The sequence below is a fragment of the Pseudomonas sp. NFACC39-1 genome, from assembly GCF_900110355.1.
GTDB classification, from domain to species: Bacteria; Pseudomonadota; Gammaproteobacteria; order Pseudomonadales; family Pseudomonadaceae; genus Aquipseudomonas; species Aquipseudomonas tehranensis.
This window is the reverse complement of record NZ_FODL01000013.1, coordinates 57,102-75,678: the sequence shown is the minus strand read 5'-3', so window position 1 is coordinate 75,678 and position 18,577 is coordinate 57,102. Positions and strand designations below refer to the sequence as shown.

The 18,577-nt window shown below is 61.8% G+C and carries 18 protein-coding genes; 13 read left to right on the top strand and 5 right to left on the bottom strand.

What is annotated here, in order from left to right; translation table 11 throughout:
* Positions 1-48 precede the first annotated feature (48 nt).
* Complete coding sequence (locus tag BMY45_RS22735) at positions 49-855, top strand: alpha/beta fold hydrolase (RefSeq protein WP_092401821.1); 807 nt, start codon at positions 49-51, stop codon at positions 853-855.
* Positions 856-970: 115 nt separating this feature from the next.
* On the opposite strand, the gene dsbG is transcribed toward BMY45_RS22735, so the two are convergent.
* The 3 genes from dsbG to dsbD are packed head-to-tail and all read right to left on the bottom strand — an operon-like array spanning position 971 to position 4,310.
* Complete coding sequence (dsbG, locus tag BMY45_RS22730; RefSeq protein WP_092401818.1) at positions 971-1,738, bottom strand: thiol:disulfide interchange protein DsbG; 768 nt, start codon at positions 1,736-1,738, stop codon at positions 971-973.
* A complete protein-coding gene (locus BMY45_RS22725; RefSeq protein ID WP_092401815.1) occupies positions 1,714-2,583 on the bottom strand; it encodes a TlpA family protein disulfide reductase in 870 nt (289 codons plus the stop codon). Before BMY45_RS22725 ends, dsbG begins: the two co-directional genes overlap by 25 nt.
* Positions 2,583-4,310 (bottom strand): protein-disulfide reductase DsbD, encoded by a 1,728-nt coding sequence (dsbD, locus tag BMY45_RS22720; protein WP_092401812.1) that lies wholly within the window; start codon positions 4,308-4,310, stop codon positions 2,583-2,585. Before dsbD ends, BMY45_RS22725 begins: the two co-directional genes overlap by 1 nt.
* Positions 4,311-4,485: 175 nt before the next feature.
* On the opposite strand from dsbD, the gene BMY45_RS22715 reads away from it, so the two are divergent.
* From BMY45_RS22715 to BMY45_RS22695, 5 genes are all read left to right on the top strand, one after another.
* Positions 4,486-5,166 carry a response regulator gene (locus BMY45_RS22715; protein WP_092401809.1) on the top strand — a complete coding sequence of 227 codons (681 nt, stop codon included), beginning with the start codon at positions 4,486-4,488 and terminating at the stop codon, positions 5,164-5,166.
* A complete protein-coding gene (locus tag BMY45_RS22710) occupies positions 5,163-6,494 on the top strand; it encodes an ATP-binding protein (RefSeq protein ID WP_092401806.1) in 1,332 nt (443 codons plus the stop codon). The genes BMY45_RS22715 and BMY45_RS22710 overlap by 4 nt, the downstream gene beginning before the upstream one ends.
* Before the next feature lie 222 nt (positions 6,495-6,716).
* Entirely contained in the window at positions 6,717-7,238 is a 522-nt protein-coding gene (locus tag BMY45_RS22705) for a GNAT family N-acetyltransferase (RefSeq protein WP_092401803.1), read from the top strand.
* Positions 7,239-7,335: 97 nt separating this feature from the next.
* Positions 7,336-8,748, top strand: a complete 1,413-nt coding sequence (locus BMY45_RS22700; protein ID WP_092401800.1) for an aspartate aminotransferase family protein — start codon at positions 7,336-7,338, stop codon at positions 8,746-8,748.
* Positions 8,749-8,832: 84 nt separating this feature from the next.
* On the top strand, positions 8,833-9,060 hold the full coding sequence (locus tag BMY45_RS22695; protein WP_092401797.1) for an MbtH family protein: 228 nt from the start codon (positions 8,833-8,835) through the stop codon (positions 9,058-9,060).
* 56 nt (positions 9,061-9,116) lie between these two features.
* On the opposite strand, the gene BMY45_RS22690 is transcribed toward BMY45_RS22695, so the two are convergent.
* The gene (locus tag BMY45_RS22690; RefSeq protein ID WP_092401794.1) at positions 9,117-10,061 is read right to left on the bottom strand and encodes a LysR family transcriptional regulator; all 945 of its coding nucleotides are present in this window, start codon (positions 10,059-10,061) and stop codon (positions 9,117-9,119) included.
* A 103-nt stretch (positions 10,062-10,164) separates the two neighbouring features.
* Here BMY45_RS22690 and BMY45_RS22685 point away from each other — a divergent pair, with 103 nt between their 5' ends.
* The gene (locus tag BMY45_RS22685) at positions 10,165-11,010 is read left to right on the top strand and encodes a type 1 glutamine amidotransferase domain-containing protein (protein ID WP_092401791.1); all 846 of its coding nucleotides are present in this window, start codon (positions 10,165-10,167) and stop codon (positions 11,008-11,010) included.
* A gap of 131 nt (positions 11,011-11,141) precedes the next feature.
* On the opposite strand, the gene BMY45_RS22680 is transcribed toward BMY45_RS22685, so the two are convergent.
* Positions 11,142-11,960: a posphoenolpyruvate synthetase regulatory kinase/phosphorylase PpsR gene (locus BMY45_RS22680; RefSeq protein WP_092401788.1), complete on the bottom strand. Its 819-nt coding sequence runs from the start codon at positions 11,958-11,960 to the stop codon at positions 11,142-11,144.
* Between the two features lie 179 nt (positions 11,961-12,139).
* Here BMY45_RS22680 and ppsA point away from each other — a divergent pair, with 179 nt between their 5' ends.
* The 6 genes from ppsA to BMY45_RS22645 all read left to right on the top strand — a co-directional run bounded on the left by ppsA (position 12,140) and on the right by BMY45_RS22645 (position 18,506).
* Complete coding sequence (gene ppsA, locus BMY45_RS22670; RefSeq protein ID WP_092401785.1) at positions 12,140-14,515, top strand: phosphoenolpyruvate synthase; 2,376 nt, start codon at positions 12,140-12,142, stop codon at positions 14,513-14,515.
* Between the two features lie 225 nt (positions 14,516-14,740).
* The gene (locus tag BMY45_RS22665; protein WP_092401782.1) at positions 14,741-15,730 is read left to right on the top strand and encodes an alpha/beta fold hydrolase; all 990 of its coding nucleotides are present in this window, start codon (positions 14,741-14,743) and stop codon (positions 15,728-15,730) included.
* A gap of 127 nt (positions 15,731-15,857) precedes the next feature.
* Positions 15,858-16,349, top strand: coding sequence for a ribonuclease E activity regulator RraA (rraA, locus tag BMY45_RS22660; RefSeq protein WP_047227142.1), 492 nt, complete (start codon positions 15,858-15,860; stop codon positions 16,347-16,349).
* Positions 16,350-16,374: 25 nt separating this feature from the next.
* The gene (locus BMY45_RS22655) at positions 16,375-17,370 is read left to right on the top strand and encodes a zinc transporter ZntB (RefSeq protein WP_047227143.1); all 996 of its coding nucleotides are present in this window, start codon (positions 16,375-16,377) and stop codon (positions 17,368-17,370) included.
* A 63-nt stretch (positions 17,371-17,433) separates the two neighbouring features.
* The gene (locus BMY45_RS22650) at positions 17,434-17,679 is read left to right on the top strand and encodes a hypothetical protein (RefSeq protein ID WP_014337331.1); all 246 of its coding nucleotides are present in this window, start codon (positions 17,434-17,436) and stop codon (positions 17,677-17,679) included.
* A 2-nt stretch (positions 17,680-17,681) separates the two neighbouring features.
* On the top strand, positions 17,682-18,506 hold the full coding sequence (locus BMY45_RS22645) for a mechanosensitive ion channel family protein (protein ID WP_047227144.1): 825 nt from the start codon (positions 17,682-17,684) through the stop codon (positions 18,504-18,506).
* Positions 18,507-18,577: the final 71 nt, after the last annotated feature.

Genomic DNA, 18,577 nt, shown 5'->3' with positions numbered 1-18,577 from the left:
GCTCAGTCTCCCAAGGCTTTTTCTCCATTCAAAACAAGGAGGTCATCAATGCCTTTTGCAACCCTTGATGGACAATCACTTCACTACCTGGACCAAGGCCAGGGCCCGGTGGTGCTACTGGGCAGCAGCTACCTGTGGGATCACACCATGTGGGCACCGCAGATCGAGGCATTGTCCCGACATTACCGGGTGATCGCCCTGGATTTGTGGGGCCACGGCCAGTCCGGGCGTTTGCCTGAGGGCATGACCTCTCTGGACGACCTGGCTCGTCAGGCATTGGCGTTGATGGATCATCTGGATATCGACTGTTTCAGCCTGGTGGGGCTTTCCGTCGGTGGGATGTGGGGCGCACGGTTGGCGCTGATGGCGCCCAAGCGGCTCCAGGCGCTGGTGCTGATGGACACCTACGTGGGCGTCGAGCCGGAACCGACCCGCCAGTATTACTTCTCGCTGTTCGACAAGATCGAAGCCAGCGGCAGCGTCCCCGAACCGTTGCTGGACATCATCGTACCGATCTTCTTCCGGCCAGGCATCGATCCGCAGTCAGCGCTCTACCAGCAGTTCCGCGCCACACTGGCCGCATTGCCGACCGAGCGCTTGCGCGACAGCATCGTACCGCTGGGACGGATCATTTTCGGTCGCGACGATATCCTGCCGCGCCTGCCTGAGCTCGACGCCAGGCGCACGCTGGTGATGTGCGGCGATCAGGACAAGCCGCGACCACCGTCCGAGGCGCTGGAAATGGCTGAGCTGATCGGCTGCCCGCATGTGCTGATTCCGGAGGCGGGGCACATCTCCAATCTGGAAAACCCGGAATTCGTCACCCGGGCCTTGCTGGAGTTTTTGCCCAACTGAAACGGTGGGAGCGGGCTTGCTCGCGAATGCGCAGGTTCAGTTGATACAGCTGTGACTGACCCACCGCATTCGCGAGCAAGCCCGCTCCCACGGGGAGATCTGCTGTGGGGGCCCGTTACTTCGGCCCGAGAATCTTCACCAGCTTATCCGGCGACGGTGCGCCTTGCTGCTGTTGCAGTTCGCCCTTGTCATCCAGGTAGAAAATCGCCGGGGTGGCGGACAGTTCCAGCTCCTCCATCAATTGCAGGTTGGCGTCCAGTTTTGCCTGGATGGCCGGCGGTATGTTTTTGAGGGGTTTGAGCGCGCTGCCCTTGCCGGCCTTCTCGTGGGTTTCCAAGGCTTTCTCAGGGTCTTTGGCCGCCAGCAATGCGGCGGATTTTCCTGGGCTGTCTTCACGGATGATACCCACCATGATGTGGCGCAACTGCACTTTGCCGGCCTTGACCCAGGGCCGTGCCTGTTCCCAGAACATGTTGCAGTACGGGCAGTTCGGGTCACTGAACAGATAGACGGTGCGCGGCGCGTCCTTGCTGCCGTCGGCGATCCAGTTGCTCGCTCCCATCTTCTCCCAGATAGCCTTGGCCATTGGCGCATAGACCAGCTTTTGCAGCGGCTCGGCGCTCAGGTCCTTGCCGTCGGCGTCGTACAGGTTGCCCAGCAAGACATGCTGGCCATCGGGTGTCAGGTACAGCGCCATCCCACGGTTCTGGTATTGCGCCGCGTAACCGCGCAATCCGTCCGGCGCCTCGAACGTGCCGACGATTTTCGCGCCCTTGGCTTCGATTTTCTTGATGGCCGCGGGCAGTTCTTCGGCGTGCAGCAGCGGTGCCTGCGACAGCGTGGCGGCGACGGCCAGGGTCAGCAAGTGGCGGAGGCGGGGCATGAGGGTTTCCTTGTGGCGGAGTGGGGAGCCGATGTTGAATCCGGCGTTTCGAAGTTCTCCAGGGCGCGGGCCAGGCTCGCTTCTGACAATTCGCCCAAGTGACTGTCCAGCAGGCGGCCGTCGGCGCTGTAGAACAAGGTCGTTGGCAGCGCCATGGAACCGACGGCTTGACCGAGGCGACCGCTGCCATCAAACAGCACGTTGTCCAGGCTCAAGCCCTGGGTGGCGAGGTAAGTGCTGACGCTTTGCATGCTTTCGGCCTGGTTGACGAACAGGAACGTCAGGTCCGGGCGCTGCTGCTGGGCTTCTTCCAGCACGGGCATTTCGCGCCGGCAGGGCGGGCACCAGGTGGCCCAGAGGTTGATCACCAGGGGCCGACCCTGATAATCGGTGAGTTTCACCGTCTCGCCGTTGGCGTTACGCAGATTGATTTCCGGCAGTCGGGTGCCTTGTTCATAGATCGTCAACGACATCGTCGCCACCACCCAGAACAACAGGCCGCTGCCAACGCCGAAAGCCAACGGCCGGCGCAAGGCCGGTCGGTGCCGGCTCCACAGCAACGCGCCAATCACCAGCGCGACAATCCCCGGCCAGGCCAGGAAACCACCGTCGCGCAGGTCGACGATCTGCCACAGGTCATCCTGGTAATGGTTCCAGTAGGCGCCGACGAAGCCGATCCGTGCGGCCAGAAGCCCCAGCAAAAACAGCACGAACAGCACCGATTCCGGGTTTTCGCCACCGCGCTTGGCTACTCGCCAGCCCACCACGGTCGCCAGTGCCAACGCGCTGATCAGCAATAGATGGTTAAGCGCAATGGCAAAGGTGCCTAGGGTAAACGTCAGCATCAGCGCGCGTTCCGAGTCATGTTCCAACGCTCCAGGAATTCCTTGGCATTGACTTCCCCGGTGATCCGCTGGCTGCGTCGCTCTTGACCGTCGGCGCCAATCCACAGCAGGCTCGGTGGCCCCGGCACTTGATAGCGGCCCAGCAGTTCGCGACTGGCGGCATTGTCGGCGGTGACATCGATACGCACCAGGCGTACGTCTTTCAAGGCATCCAGCACTTCGGCGCGGCCAAACACCTGTTTTTCCATGATCTTGCAGGACACGCACCAGTCGGCGTAGTAGTCCAGCAGGACCCATTGGCCCTGGGCCTTGGCCGCGTCCAACTCCCGTTGCAGGGCGGCAGGTTCGCTGACCGTGATAAAGGCATCATGGGCGCTGACGGTCGAGCTTGCCGAGGTGCCGGCGTAGACCTTCAGGGGCTGGAAGAAATCATCGCCGCCCCCCGCCGCGCCGATCACCAGCAGGCTGCCCCACAGGCCGAACAGCAGCGACGCGCTGCCGCATACATAGGCTGTGCGACCGAAGCCTTCGGTCTGCCGCCAGGCGCTATAGGCGGCAATCAGCAGCAGCACGCCCCACAGACCGATCCACAGCGAGCCGTCGATGACCGGGCGGATCATGAGGATCGCGGTGCCCAGGAACAGAAAGCCGAACACGCCCTTGAGCACATTCATCCAGGCGCCGGGTTTGGGCAGGAAACGATTGCCCACGGTCACCAATAGCAACAGCGGCAGGCCAATGCCGACGCCCATGGCGAACAGGATCAGCCCGCCGTGCAACGCATTGCCACTTTGGGCGATGTACAGCAGCGCACCGGCCAACGGGGCGGTCATGCACGGGCCGACCAACAGGCCGGACAGCGCTCCGAGAATGCCGGCGCCCACCAGGCTGCCGCCGCGGCGCTGGCGTCCGGCACTTTCCAGGCGGTCGCGCAGAGCGGCCGGCAATTGCAACTCGAAGAAACCGAACATCGGCAGCGCCAACACCACGAAGATCGCTGCGAAAGTGCCCAGCAGCCACGGTTGCTGCAGCAGCGCCTGAAGGTTGGCCCCCAACAGCGCGGCGAGTACGCCCATGGCGGCATACACCAGGGCCATGCTGATCACATAGCTGATGGCCAATGCCAATCCACGCCGAGGGCTGGCACCGCTGCCCACCACCACCCCGGCCAGGATCGGCAGCATGGGCAGCGAGCACGGCGTAAACGCCAGCAACAGGCCCAGGCCAAAGAACACCAGCAGGCTCCAGCCCAAGGCCCGTTGCTGCAGGCCGCTGGCCAGGGCCTGGTCCGGCGCCTCACCACTGGCAACCGTTGGTGCAGTGCCACCCAGCTCCACCACCTGGGTCTGGGGCGGATAGCACAAGCCCGCGTCGGCGCAACCTTGGAAGCCGACCTTGATCTTGCCGGTGGCGCCGGCGGGGATTTTCAGCTCTAGCGCCTGGCGATAAACCTGTTGATCGCCGAAAAACTCGTCGCTGTGGGCTTCACCTTCCGGCAGTTGCGGCTTTTGCGCCTCGGCAAGACCGTCGAATTTGAGTCGCTGCTGATACAGGTAGTAGCCGTCGGCAATCTGCCAGAACAACTGGGTTTCACCGGAGTCCAGGCGTTCGGAGGTAAACACGAACGCCTTTTCCACCGGTAGGAAATCGGTTTTGGTCTCGAAGGGATTGGCGGCCTGGGCCAGGCCCGAGATCAGGAGCAGCCACAGCAAAAACAATCGACGCATGGATAAAGCCTTAGAACGGAGCAAGTGGAATGCACGATGGCGAATGGCGATTAACCGTCGATTAACCCGGCGACAATCGGCAGGCAGCAATGATCGCCCATGTTTGCCGTACTCGTCGCATAATGTCGGCTTAATCGGCCGGCGGCCTAATGTACCTTTTTCCACGGGGCTTACCATGCACGTACTGGTCTGCGAAGACGATGAGTTGATCGCCAGCGGGATTGTCGCCGGGCTCACGGCCCAGGGCCTGACCGTCGAGCACGTCGCCACGGCGTCGGCGGCGCGGGCGATGGTGGGGGTGGCCCGGTTCGACGTCATGGTGCTGGACCTGGGCCTGCCTGACGAGGACGGCCTTAAATTGTTGCGCCAATTGCGCCAGCAAGGTCTGGAGATACCGGTGCTGATCCTCACCGCCCGGGACTCGGTGACCGACCGGGTCGACGGTTTGCAGGCCGGGGCCGATGACTATTTGCTCAAGCCCTTCGATCTGCGTGAACTCGCGGCGCGCCTGCATACCTTGCTGCGGCGCGTGGCAGGGCGCAGTGTCAATCTGATCGAGCACGGTCGTTTGACTTACGACCCCAGCAGCCGCGAAACCACCCTCGGCGGACAGCCGGTGGACCTTTCCCGGCGTGAGCAGTCATTGCTGCAGGCGCTGTTGCACAGTCGCGGTCGGGTCTTGTCTACCGAGCAACTCAAGGACAGCGTCTACGGGTTCAATGACGAACTGGAAAGCAACGCCCTCAACGTTCATATCCATCACCTGCGGCGCAAACTCGGCAATGGCATTGTCGAGACAGTCCGTGGGCTGGGTTATCGGCTAGGGCCGGCCGACGACGGGGTATCTTCCAAGTGATGAGCCTGCGATTGCGCCTGAGCCTGACCCTCGGTGCGGCCTTTGCCCTGATCTGGGCCCTGGCGGCGGCGTGGATGCTCAGCGATCTGCGCAACCAGATGATGTTCTCCCTCGACCAGCGGCTGGTGGCTTCGGCGCGGATGGTTGCCGGGCTGCTGGAGCAGATGCCGCCATTGCCCAGCAAGGGAGAAGGCACGCACCTGAGAACCGAGCACGTGAGCATTCCGGGGGGCATGGCCTGCCAGGTCAGCTCCTTGCGGGGGGAGATCCTGGCTCGCAGCCATGGCACTCCTGACCAAACCCTGGAGGCCGAGAAACTGGGCTTTCATGACCAGATGATCGACGGCGCGCCCTGGCGCAGTTTTACCCTGGCCCGAGGGGATTTGCGCATCACCACCGCCGACCGTCAGATCGAGCGCGAAGCCTTGAACATGTCGGTACTGTTGGCGGCCTCGGTGCCGGTCGGCGTGGCGCTGCTGGGCTGCCTGTGCCTGTTGTGGTTGGGCATCGGTCAGGGCCTGGCACCGCTCAATCGCATGCGCGATGCGTTGATGCGACGCAATGCCGACTCCCTGGAACCTTTGCAGATCCATCCGCTGCCCAGTGAACTGCGGCCGTTGCTGGAGACCCAGAACCAGCTGTTCCAGCGTATCGGCAAGACCATTGAGCGCGAGCGCCGGCTGACCGGCGATGCCGCCCATGAACTGCGCAGCCCCTTGACGGCCATCAAGACTCACCTGCAAGTGGCGCGCATGACCGAAGGCGTCGCCCGCGATCAGTCCCTGGCCCGGGCCGAGGAGGGCGCCGACCGCTTGCACCGCACCCTCGAACAATTGTTGTTGCTGGCCCGGGTCGAAGGCAGCCTGTCGTTCGACGATGGCGTGCAATGCAACGCCGAGCAGGTGGCGCGGCTGGCAATCCAGGATGCGGCCAGTGGCGAACCCCGGCGAATCAAGCTGCACGTGCCGGCCGAGCTGTCCGACGCGCCGGTGCAAATGCCGGCAGTGCTTTCCATCGCTGCTTTGCGCAATTTGCTGGACAATGCGCTGCGACATACCCCGGATGACACCGATGTGGAGCTGCGCCTGGAAATGATCGGCCAGCGCGTGCGTTTCCAGGTTCGCGACCACGGCCCGGGCATCGCCGCCGACGATATCCAGCACCTGACCCAGCGCTTCTGGCGCAACGGCCAGAGCACCGGCTGCGGACTGGGGTTGGCGATCGTCCAGGCCATCGTCCAGCGTTGTGGTTGCGGTCTGCATTTCGACAGCCGTGCGGACGGATTGCGGGTTGAATTGACGATGCCGGTGCAGGCAACCGCTGTGTAGGAGCTGGCGAAGCCTGCGATCTTTTGATCTTGATCTTGATCTTGATCTTGAGATTTAACTGTCTGGGACAAGATCGCAGCCTCGTTGCACTCGTCAGCTCCTACGGGCGCACCCAGCGGGAGATCGTTGTACATCTGCTGTAACGACCTGTCATTGGCGCCCCGGCCTTATCCGGGTCTATGTTTTTTTCAGCTCGACTCAAGGACTGAGGAAAACCGCGCCATGGACACCTTCATCGAAATCTGCACGGCCACCCCCAGCGATGCCGGCATCATCAGCCGGATCGCCGAACGCTCCATCCGGGTCGGGTGTGCCGCCGAACACCGCAACGATCCCACTGTCGTCGCCGCCTGGGTAAGCAACAACACCCTCGCGCATATCCGCCCCTGGCTGGTCGACCCACGCTTGCGTCTGACCGTGGCACGTTTGCAGGGACGGCCGGCGGGTGTCGCCATGGCCTCGGTCAGTGGCCGGATCGCCTTCTGCTACGTACAGCCGGAGTCCTTCCGCCGCGGTGTCGGCCAGGCGCTGGTGCGGGACATCGAGGCCTGGCTGCGCGGGCGCGGGGTGGCCCGAGTGCGCCTCAACAGCACCCGTAGCAGCCAGGCGTTCTATCGACACCTGGGGTTCGAGCAAAGCGCTGACGCCTTCGCTATTGGCGGGGTCAAGGCCATTGCGATGCACAAGCCACTGATCGCGCCGCAGGAGAAAGTGCTGCCCGCGAGTAAATCCCCCCGCAGCTGATGCGTTTCCACAACAGGAAACCTGCATGTGCGCCCCGACCGGATGCGCACCTGCCCGGTGTGTCGTTTTGGGTCACTACGTACTGCGGGGTCGAGAGATGTCAGTCGCCAATAGCCTTATCGAAGCACAGCCGGCCCGGGTCAGCCCCGTGCCGGCCGAGACGCTCTACCAGTTCAATGAGTCGCCGCTGCTGGCTCGCCAGAGTCGGCAGGAGTCCAATGCCCGCAGCTATCCACGGCGCATACCCCTGGCTCTCAAGCGCGCCAAGGGGTTGTATGTCGAGGATGTCGAGGGCCGCACCTTCATCGATTGCCTGGCCGGCGCCGGCACGCTGGCGCTGGGGCATAACCACCCGGTGGTGATCGACGCGATCCAGCAGGTGCTGGCCGACGAGTTGCCGTTGCATACCCTGGACCTGACCACGCCGGTCAAGGATCGCTTCGTCCAGGACCTGTTCGGCCTGTTGCCGGTGGAGCTGGCCGCCGAGGCGAAGATTCAGTTCTGCGGCCCCACCGGTACCGACGCGGTGGAAGCCGCCCTCAAGCTGGTGCGCACCGCCACCGGACGCAGCACCGTGCTGTCGTTCCAGGGCGGTTATCACGGCATGAGCCAGGGCGCGCTGAGCCTGATGGGCAGCCTGGGGCCGAAGAAACCCTTGGGCGCCTTGCTCAGCAGCGGCGTGCAGTTCATGCCGTACCCCTACGATTACCGCTGTCCGTTCGGGCTGGGCGGTGTCGAGGGCGTGAGGGCCAACCTGCATTACCTGGAAAACCTGTTGAACGACCCGGAGGCCGGCGTGCAATTGCCGGCGGCGGTCATCGTCGAAGTGGTGCAGGGCGAGGGTGGAGTCATACCCGCCGACCTGGACTGGCTGCGCGGCTTGCGGCGGATCACCGAGCAGGCAGGGGTGGCGTTGATCGTCGACGAAATCCAGAGCGGCTTCGGCCGCACCGGCAAAATGTTTGCCTTCGAGCATGCCGGCATCATCCCGGACGTGGTGGTGTTGTCCAAGGCCATTGGCGGCAGCCTGCCGCTGGCGGTAGTGGTTTACCGCGACTGGCTCGACACCTGGTTGCCGGGTGCTCACGCCGGGACCTTCCGTGGCAATCAGATGGCCATGGCCGCCGGTTCCGCGGTAATGCGCTACCTGCGTGAACACGACCTGCCGACCCATGCCGCCGCCATGGGCGAACGCCTGAGTGAGCACCTGCACATCCTGCAGCGGGACTTCCCGCAATTGGGCGATATCCGTGGTCGCGGGCTGATGCTCGGTGTCGAGTTGGTGGACCCGGCGGGCAAGCCGGACGCCCTGGGCCATCCGCCGGTGCATGCACAGCTGGCGCCACGGCTGCAACGCGAATGCCTCAAGCGCGGGCTGATCCTTGAGCTGGGCGGTCGCCAGGGCGGCGTGGTGCGGTTCCTGCCACCGTTGATCATCACCCGGGCCGAAATCGACCGGGTCGCCGAGATTTTCGGGCGAGCCCTGCATGCGGCGGTCACAGACAGCTAATTTTCACCCGACCCCGTACGTTCCTTTCATATCCTGGCTGCGCATGTGACGCAGCGAACCTCGAGCAAAGATGGAGAGACACCCATGACTTCAGTATTCGACCGCGAGGACATCGTCTTTCAGGTCGTGGTCAACCACGAAGAGCAATATTCGATCTGGCCAGACTACAAGGCCATCCCCGAGGGTTGGCGTACCGTCGGTAAAAGCGGCTTCAAGAAGGAGTGCCTGGCCTACATCGAAGAAGTCTGGACCGACATGCGCCCGCTGAGCCTGCGCAAGAAAATGGACGAGCAGGCGGCATTGACGCAGTAGGCCGGGGACGTTGCGGGAGCGAGCCCGCTCGCGATGCAGGCAACTGGGTCTGCCAGTCAGGCCAAGGTGATGCTATCGCGAGCAGGCTCGCTCCTACAGATGGCGTCCGCTCTTGCCATAAAATCAATCAGCGCCCGTGCCGCCGCCGGCAATTGCCGATGGGGCGGGTAGATGATTGAAAATGGTCGACTGCGCCCGGCAAAGTCCTCCAGCAAAGCCACCAGTTCCCCGCGCTCGATTCGCTCCCGGACAATGAATTCATAGGTCTGGCAGATTCCCATCCCGGCCTGTGCCAGGGACACGATGCCCAATACATCATCGGACACCTGCACATTGCCAGCCGGCAGCCATTCCCGGTCTTCATGATTGTCGCTAAACAGCCAGGGTGCGATGCGTCCGCTGCTGGGCATTACGAAAGGCAGGCAGGCGTGGGCAGCCAGTTCATCGACGTGCCGGGGTATTCCGGCGCGCTCCAGGTAATGCGGCGCGGCCACCAGGCAAAGGCGGGCGTCCTCGAGCTTGCGCCCGACCAGGCCGCTGTCCGGCAGCGGCCCAAGGCGGATCGCCAGGTCATACCCCTCGGCCACCAAATCGACATTGCGGTTGGTGATACTCAGCTCAACCCGAACTTGCGGGTAAGCCTCGGCGAAACGCGACAGCAGCGATGGCAGGCGGTAATGACCGTAGGTGGTCGGCACGCTCAAGCGCACGCGACCGGTCAAGACACCGTCCTGGCCCTGGATTCGCCGCTCGGCGTTGTCAATCAGGGCAAAGGCCGAGCGCGACTGTTCCAGGTACAACGTGCCGGCATCGGTCAGGTTCAGCCGCCGGGTCGTGCGTCGCAACAGTTGCACCCCGAGCCGGGCTTCGAGGCGGGAGATGGCGCGGCTCAGGACCGAAGGCGTGGTGCCCAGCGCCACGGCTGCGGCGCTGAGCGTGCCTTTTTCCACGACCGTGACGAAGGCTTCCACGTCGGCCAGATAATCGAATCGACGGGCCATTGTTGCCTCCAAAGGCCAAGTGATGTTCCGGTGCGCCAGTTTATCGCCGGTGAGCGCATCAATACAGTGAGCGCATCTTTTATCGAAACATCCTGGAGTCATCATGAAAAAGCTCACGACCTTGGCAACGTCTGTTGTTCTGGCGGGTATTGGCGTCGCGGCCCATGCCGATAACGTGCTGGTGGTCCTGTCGGATTCCGATCATCTGGATCTGAACAAGGGCAAGGTCTTCTCCACCGGGTTTTACCTCAACGAATTGCTGCAACCGGTGAAGCTGTTGCTGGATGCCGGTCACCACGTGACGTTCTCCACCCCCGAGGGCAGGGCGCCGACGCTGGACCGGTCCTCGGTGGACAAGATGTACTTCAACAATGACCCGGCGGAGCTGGAGCGCTACCAGGCGTTGCTGGTTCAACTGAACATCACTTCGGCCAAGGACTCACCGGTGATCAGCCTGGCTCGTGTCGAGCAGATCGGTCTGGAACAATTCGATGCCCTGTACATTCCCGGCGGGCATGCGCCCATGCAGGATTTGCTCACGAGCGCACCGCTGGGGCGGGTGTTGACGCACTTCCATGACAAGGGCAAGACCACCGCGCTGGTCTGCCACGGGCCGATCGCGTTGCTGTCGACCCTGCCTGATGCCAAGGGCTTCGTTGGCCAGTTGACTACCAAAGGCCAGGCCTCGGCCAAGGCCGACTGGATCTATGCCGGGTACAAGATGACGGTGATCAGCAATCAGGAAGAAGAGTTGGCCAAGGGGCTGCTGGGCGGCGGGAGCATGAAGTTCTATCCACAAACCGCGCTGGAGCAGGCCGGTGGGCAATACAGCAGCAACACCTCGCCGTGGACGTCCCATGTGGTGACGGATCGGGAGTTGATCACCGGCCAGAATCCGGCCTCGGCGCTGGCGGTGGGGCAGGCGTTGGTTGAGCGTCTGGCGCAGTAGCCAGCAGCACCACAAATCCCTTGTGGGGGCGAGCCTGCTCGCGATAGCGGAGTGTCAGCCAACATCAACTTTGCTGATCCACCGCAATCGCGAGCAGGCTCGCTCCCACAGGGTTTTGTGTTGTTACGGGTTCACTTGAACCGCCGCTCCACCCCTTTCTCCACCAGGATCTTCGCCGAAATCTCTTCCACGGAAAAATGCGTGGAGTTGATGTGGGGAATGTTCTCCCGCCGGAACAGGTTTTCTACCTCGCGCACTTCGAATTCGCACTGGGCGTAGCTCGAATAGCGGCTGTTGGGCTTGCGCTCGTTGCGGATCGCAGTGAGGCGATCCGGATCAATGGTCAGGCCGAACAGCTTGTGCTGGTGGGCGCGCAGGGCGCTGGGCAGTTGCAGGCGCTCCATGTCGTCCTCGGTCAGCGGATAGTTGGCCGCGCGGATACCAAATTGCATCGCCATGTACAGGCACGTCGGCGTCTTACCACAGCGCGACACACCCACTAGGATCAAATCGGCCTTGTCGTAATAATGCGTGCGGGCGCCATCATCGTTGTCCAGGGCGAAGTTGACCGCCTCGATGCGCTCCATGTAGTTGGAGTTGTGACCAATGGAATGGGACTTGCCGACCGAGTAGGAGGAATGCTCGCTCAGCTCCTGCTCCAAAGGTGCCAGGAAGGTAGAAAAAATGTCGATCATGAAACCATTGGACATTGCGAGAATCTCACGGATGTCCTGATTGACGATGGTATCGAAGATAATCGGGCGAAAACCGTCGGTTTCGGCGGCTTTATTGATTTGTTGTACCATGGCCCGCGCTTTGTCGACGTTGTCGATGTACGGACGTATGAACTTGGCGAAGGTAATGTTTTCGAATTGCGCCAACAGGCTTTGGCCCAGTGTTTCGGCCGTGATGCCGGTGCCGTCGGAGATAAAGAAAGCAGATCGTTTCATTTGCGCCTTGGGCCCTAGTGAGCGAGTGACGATTCTTGGATATGATAGGCGCGATTTGCTGGCCGCCAGTGGCCCGCATTCTCACTTATTTTCCAGGTCCAGGCCATATCGCCGGTATTTGCTCCCCTGGAGCCGCCGGTGCCTTGAGCTTTTCCAACACAGTTAGTGGAGAGATCACCTTGGTAGAGTACGTAGTTTCCCTCGATAAGCTCGGCGTCCATGATGTAGAGCATGTGGGGGGCAAGAACGCATCCCTGGGCGAGATGATCAGTAACCTCGCCGGTGCCGGCGTATCGGTGCCAGGTGGCTTCGCCACGACAGCTCAGGCTTATCGTGATTTTCTGGAACTCAGCGGCCTGAACAAACAGATCCACGACGCGCTCGATGCCCTGGACGTCGATGACGTCAACGCCTTGGCCAGGACCGGCGCCCAGATCCGCCAATGGATCATGGAAGCCGAATTTCCCGAGAAGCTGAACGCCGAGATCCGCACGGCCTTCGCCAAACTGTCCGAAGGCAATCCCGACATTGCCGTCGCTGTGCGCTCTTCGGCCACCGCCGAAGACCTGCCGGATGCCTCCTTCGCCGGCCAGCAGGAAACCTTCCTGAACATCCGTGGCGTGGAAAACGTCATCCGTGCCGCCAAGGAAGTCTTCGCCTCTCTTTTTAACGACCGTGCCATTTCCTACCGCGTGCACCAGGGCTTTGACCACAAGCTGGTCGCCTTGTCTGCTGGTGTGCAGCGCATGGTCCGCTCTGAAACCGGCACCGCCGGGGTAATGTTCACGCTCGACACCGAATCGGGTTTCCGTGACGTGGTATTCATCACCGGCGCCTACGGCCTGGGTGAAACCGTCGTACAAGGCGCGGTGAACCCGGATGAGTTCTATGTCCATAAAGGCACGCTGGAAGCCGGTCGTCCGGCCATCCTGCGCCGTAACCTGGGCAGCAAGGCCATCAAGATGGTCTACGGCGACGAAGCCAAGGCCGGTCGTTCGGTGAAAACCGTCGACGTGGACAAGGCCGAGCGCGCGCGCTTCTGCCTGAGCGACGCCGAAGTCAGCGAGCTGGCCAAGCAGGCGATGATCATCGAGAAGCACTACAAGTGCCCGATGGACATCGAATGGGCCAAGGACGGTGACGACGGCAAGCTGTATATCGTGCAGGCCCGTCCGGAAACCGTGAAGAGCCGTACCCAGGCCAATGTCATGGAGCGCTACCTGCTCAAGGAAACCGGCACCGTGCTGGTGGAAGGCCGTGCCATCGGCCAACGTATCGGCGCCGGCAAGGTACGGATCATCAAGGACGTCTCGGAGATGGATAAGGTCCAGGCCGGCGATGTGCTGGTTTCCGACATGACCGACCCGGATTGGGAGCCGGTGATGAAACGCGCCAGCGCCATCGTCACCAACCGCGGCGGACGTACCTGCCACGCGGCGATCATCGCCCGTGAACTGGGCATCCCGGCCGTGGTCGGTTGCGGCAATGCCACTCAACTGCTCAAGGACGGCCAGGGCGTCACCGTGTCCTGCGCCGAAGGCGATACCGGCTATATCTTCGAAGGCGAACTGGGCTTCGACATCAAGAAGAACTCCGTGGACGCCATGCCGGACCTGCCGTTCAAGATCATGATGAACGTCGGCAACCCGGATCGTGCTTTCGACTTCGCGCAGTTGCCGAACGCTGGCGTGGGCCTGGCCCGCCTGGAGTTCATCATCAACCGCATGATCGGCGTGCACCCCAAGGCGTTGCTGAACTACGACGGCTTGCCGCCGGAGATCAAGGACAGCGTCGACAAGCGCATTGCCGGTTACAACGATCCGGTCGGTTTCTACGTCGAGAAACTGGTGGAAGGCATCAGCACCCTGGCGGCTGCGTTCTGGCCGAAAAAGGTCATCGTGCGCCTGTCGGACTTCAAGTCCAACGAATACGCCAACCTGATTGGCGGCAAGCTCTACGAGCCGGAAGAAGAAAACCCGATGCTGGGCTTCCGTGGGGCTTCGCGTTACATCAGCGAATCGTTCCGTGACTGCTTCGAGCTCGAGTGCCGCGCCCTCAAGCGTGTGCGCAACGAGATGGGCCTGACCAACGTCGAGATCATGGTGCCGTTCGTGCGCACCCTGGGCGAAGCGAGCCAGGTTGTCGACCTGCTGGCGGAAAACGGCCTGGCCCGTGGTGACAACGGCCTGCGCGTGATCATGATGTGCGAGCTGCCGTCCAACGCGATCCTCGCTGAAGAATTCCTTGAATTCTTCGACGGTTTCTCCATCGGCTCCAACGACCTGACCCAGCTGACCCTGGGCCTGGACCGTGACTCCGGCATCATCGCGCACCTGTTCGACGAGCGGAACCCGGCGGTCAAGAAGCTGCTGGCCAATGCCATTGCCGCCTGCAACAAGGCCGGCAAGTACATCGGCATCTGCGGTCAGGGCCCATCCGACCACCCGGACCTGGCCAAGTGGCTGATGGAGCAGGGCATCGAAAGCGTTTCGTTGAACCCCGACTCCGTGCTGGAGACCTGGTTCTTCCTGGCTGAAGGTCAGGCTGCGGTCTGATCGAGTGAAGGGGCCTGACCGATTAATACCGGTCAGTTAAGCGAAGCCCCTGTGGGAGCGAGCCTGCTCGCGATCGCGGAGTGTCAGCCAAGATTAATTTTGCTGACCCGCCGCAATCGCGAGCAGGCTCGCTCCCACAGGTTGCGCGGCTTGACCCATAGGCCCCTTTTGATTGAAGTAGGGCGGGCTCCAGGCGGATGCCGCCCTTTTTTGTGCAAGAGCATTATGCAAAGCAGCAGCAACCTTTTTCCTGTCGCCCTGATCAGCGCCGAGCGGCGTGGTGATCTGAGCGAAGATGTCTATCGTCTGAAGCCCGGCAATAGCCCGGACTACAGCGTTGAACTGGCCGTCACCCGACTGGGCATGGCCGACGGCAGCGAGGTTCGCGGTGTTCCCGTGATCCTGCTGCACGGCAGTTTTTCCAACCGGCGCTTCTGGTATTCGCCCAAGGGCCTGGGACTGGGGGCCTATCTTGCGCGGCTGGGCTTTGACGTGTGGATTCCCGAAATGCGTGGCCATGGCCTGTCCCAGCGCAATCACGACTACCGCAAGAACCGCGTGGCCGATTACGCTCGTTACGACCTGCCGGCTATCGGCGCCTTCGTGCGTGAGCAGAGCGGGCAGGTGCCACACTGGATCGGCCACTCTTTGGGCGGCATTACCCTGGCGGCCGCGTTGGGCGGCCACTATCTGGGCGAGCCGGCTGTGGCTTCGGCGGCGTTTTTTGGCACCCAGGTCAGCCGCACCTATTGGCCGCTGAAGATCCCACCGGTGGAATGGAGCGGACGTTTCATTCTCAAGCGTTTTGCTCAATTGTCCGGTTCACGGCTCAAGCGCGGCCCGGAGGACGAGCCCATCGGCCTGGCGCTGGAGAGCATGCGCTGGTATGGCCTGTTCGGGCGTTTCGGTGATGCGCAGAAGAACTGGTGGGCGGGGCTGGCCGATGTGCAGGTGCCGGTACTGGCGGTGAGCGCGACCGGCGACCAGCAGGACCCGACCTGGGCTTGCCGCAAACTTTTCGAGCAGGTCGGCTCTGCGCACAAACAGTTTGTCTGCCTGGGCCGGGAGCAGGGCTTTACCGACGATTTCGGCCATGTCGAGATGCTGGTCAGCAAAGCGGCCCATGCTGAGGTCTGGCCGCTGGTGGCGCGCTGGCTGGCAGATCAGCATGCACCGCTACTGGCGGATCCATCCAGGCTGGCCGAGGCGGTTTGAAGCGAAGGCTCTGACAAGGGCATTTCGCTCTTGTCGGCTTGCGGCTAAGATATGACGCGATACGCGGTTCCGGTCACAAACGGTTGCTCACTCAGCCTGACGTTCCAGCCTCTACAGGAGTTGTTCAATGAACCATTACCTCACGCCCGACCTGTGCGACGCCTACCCGGAGTTGGTGCAAGTGTTGGAGCCGATGTTCAGCAATTTCGGTGGCCGCGATTCCTTCGGCGGCGAAATCGTGACCATCAAGTGCTTCGAGGACAACTCCCTGGTCAAGGAGCAGGTGGAACTCAAGGGAAACGGCAAGGTGTTGGTGGTCGATGGCGGCGGCTCGCTGCGCCGGGCACTGCTGGGTGACATGCTGGCCGAGAAAGCGGCGAAGAACGGCTGGGAAGGGCTGGTGATTTACGGTTGCATCCGCGACGTCGACGTCATCGCCCAGACAGACCTTGGTGTCCAGGCCCTGGCCAGCCATCCGATGAAAACCGACAAGCGTGGCATCGGCGATCTCAATGTCGCGGTGACCTTTGCCGGCGTGACGTTTCGTCCAGGCGAGTATGTCTATGCGGACAACAACGGCGTGATTGTTTCGCCTAGCCCGCTGAAAATGCCTGAATGAAGCGTCAAAGCCATAAGGGATGAGGATGTTCGAGGAAGAAAACGCGCAATGGGGGCTGGTGCATGCCCTGGTGCTGGACGGTAATGGTGGCGCGCGTTCGATAGCCCGGACAGAACTCGACGATTTGCAGTTACAGGCCCACGAAAGCTTGTGGCTGCACTGGGATCGCAGTCATCCGCAAACCCACACCTGGCTGCGCAAATCCAGTGGCTTGAGCGAATTCAACTGCGACCTGCTGCTGGAGGAGAACACCCGGCCGCGCCTGTTGCCGCTGCCCAACGCCGAACTGCTGCTGTTTCTGCGGGGCGTCAACCTCAATCCGGGCGCTGAACCGGAGGACATGGTGTCGGTGCGGATCTTCGCGTCCCCCCAGCGAGTGATCTCCCTGCGCCTGCGTCCGTTGCGCGCCACCGATGAACTGTTGACGCAACTGGCCGAAGGCGAGGGGCCAAGGACCGCGTCGGAACTCATCCTTTATATGGCGCAGTACCTGACCAATAAGGTGCAGGATCTGGTCACCCAGCTCTCGGAAATCGTCGATAGCGAAGAAGAAAAGATTGATACCGACGAACGGTATACCCCCGAGCATGATGCCATTTTGCACATTCGCAGAAGGGCGGCCGGGTTGAAGCGGTTCCTGGCCCCCCAGCGGGATATTTTCGGCCAGATGACACGGCTCAAACTGCCGTGGTTTGTCGAGGATGATGGCGATTACTGGAATGAATTGAACAACAGCCTGACCCGCTACCTCGAAGAGCTGGAATTGACCCGAGAGCGCGTGGGGCTTGTGCTGGAGGCCGAGGACCGGCGTCTGTCGGTGCGCATGAATCGCACCATGTACCGCTTCGGCATCATCACCGGGATTTTTCTACCGATGAGTTTTCTCACCGGTCTTTTGGGCATCAACGTCGGCGGTATTCCGTTCTCCGAAAGCCCTTATGGCTTCCTGGTTGCATGCCTGTTGATGGTCGGCGTGGCCCTCGGGCAGTGGTGGTTGTTCCGCCGTTTGCGCTGGGTGTGACGGGGCGCCATGTGACCTGCCGAAATTTGATCGCGTCTTTCACAGACATCACGAGAGGTGCGTATGCACGATCCGTTTGAACAGTCTTTGCGCGACATGCTCAAGGCTTCGCCGTCCAGCCGGGACGACGATGCATGCCTGGGACGTGTACTGAAAACCGCCAACCGCCAGGTTGGCGCCGGCGATCTGTTCAGCCTGCTGGGCCGCTGGTTGCCCGCGCTGATGATTGCCCTGAATAACGGGTCGGCCCATGTTTCGCCGGTTTCCCGTCGTAAACCTGTTACTCGCACCGCTGATAAGGCTGATTGAATATGGAACTTGATCTCTGGACCCAGAGCCTCGTCACGGCAATGACCGCGTTGTGGACCAAGGTGGCTAATTTCATCCCCAACCTCTTCGGCGCCCTGGTGGTGCTGTTGTTGGGGTTCGTGGTGGCCAAGCTGCTGGACACCCTGCTTTCAAAACTGCTCGCCAAACTGGGGCTCGACCGCCTGATGGGCGGCACCGGCCTGACCAAGCTGCTGTCGCGCGGTGGCATTCAGGTGCCGATCTCGACCTTGGTCGGCAAGATCGTCTACTGGTTCGTTCTGCTGATTTTCCTGGTTTCTGCGGCTGAATCCCTTGGTCTTGAGCGAGTTTCAGCTACGCTCGACATGCTTGCGTTGTATTTGCCGAAGGTTTTCGGTGCCGCACTGGTATTGCTGGTGGGCGTTCTGCTGGCGCAATTGGCCAACGGGCTGGTGCGTGGCGCGGCCGAAGGTGTCGGGCTTGACTACGCCCAGGGCTTGGGACGAATTGCCCAAGGCCTGGTGATCATCATCAGTATTTCGGTCGCGATCAGCCAGTTGGAGGTCAAGACTGACCTGCTCAACCATGTGATCGTCATCGTATTGATTACCGTTGGTCTGGCGGTTGCGCTGGCCATGGGGTTGGGAAGCCGGGAAATCGCCGGCCAGATTCTTGCGGGAATCTATGTGCGTGAATTGTATGAGGTTGGGCAACAAGTGCGTGTTGGCGAGGTCGAAGGCCAGATCGAAGAGATCGGCACGGTGAAGACCACATTGCTGACCGAGGAGGGCGAATTGGTATCGCTCTCCAATCGGATCCTGCTCGAGCAGCATGTGAGTAGCCGCTAACCCGGCAAACCCTGCTAATGTATGCCGCCGCAAAATGCCGTTAAGGCAGGCTGCGGCGCACATTGACCTAG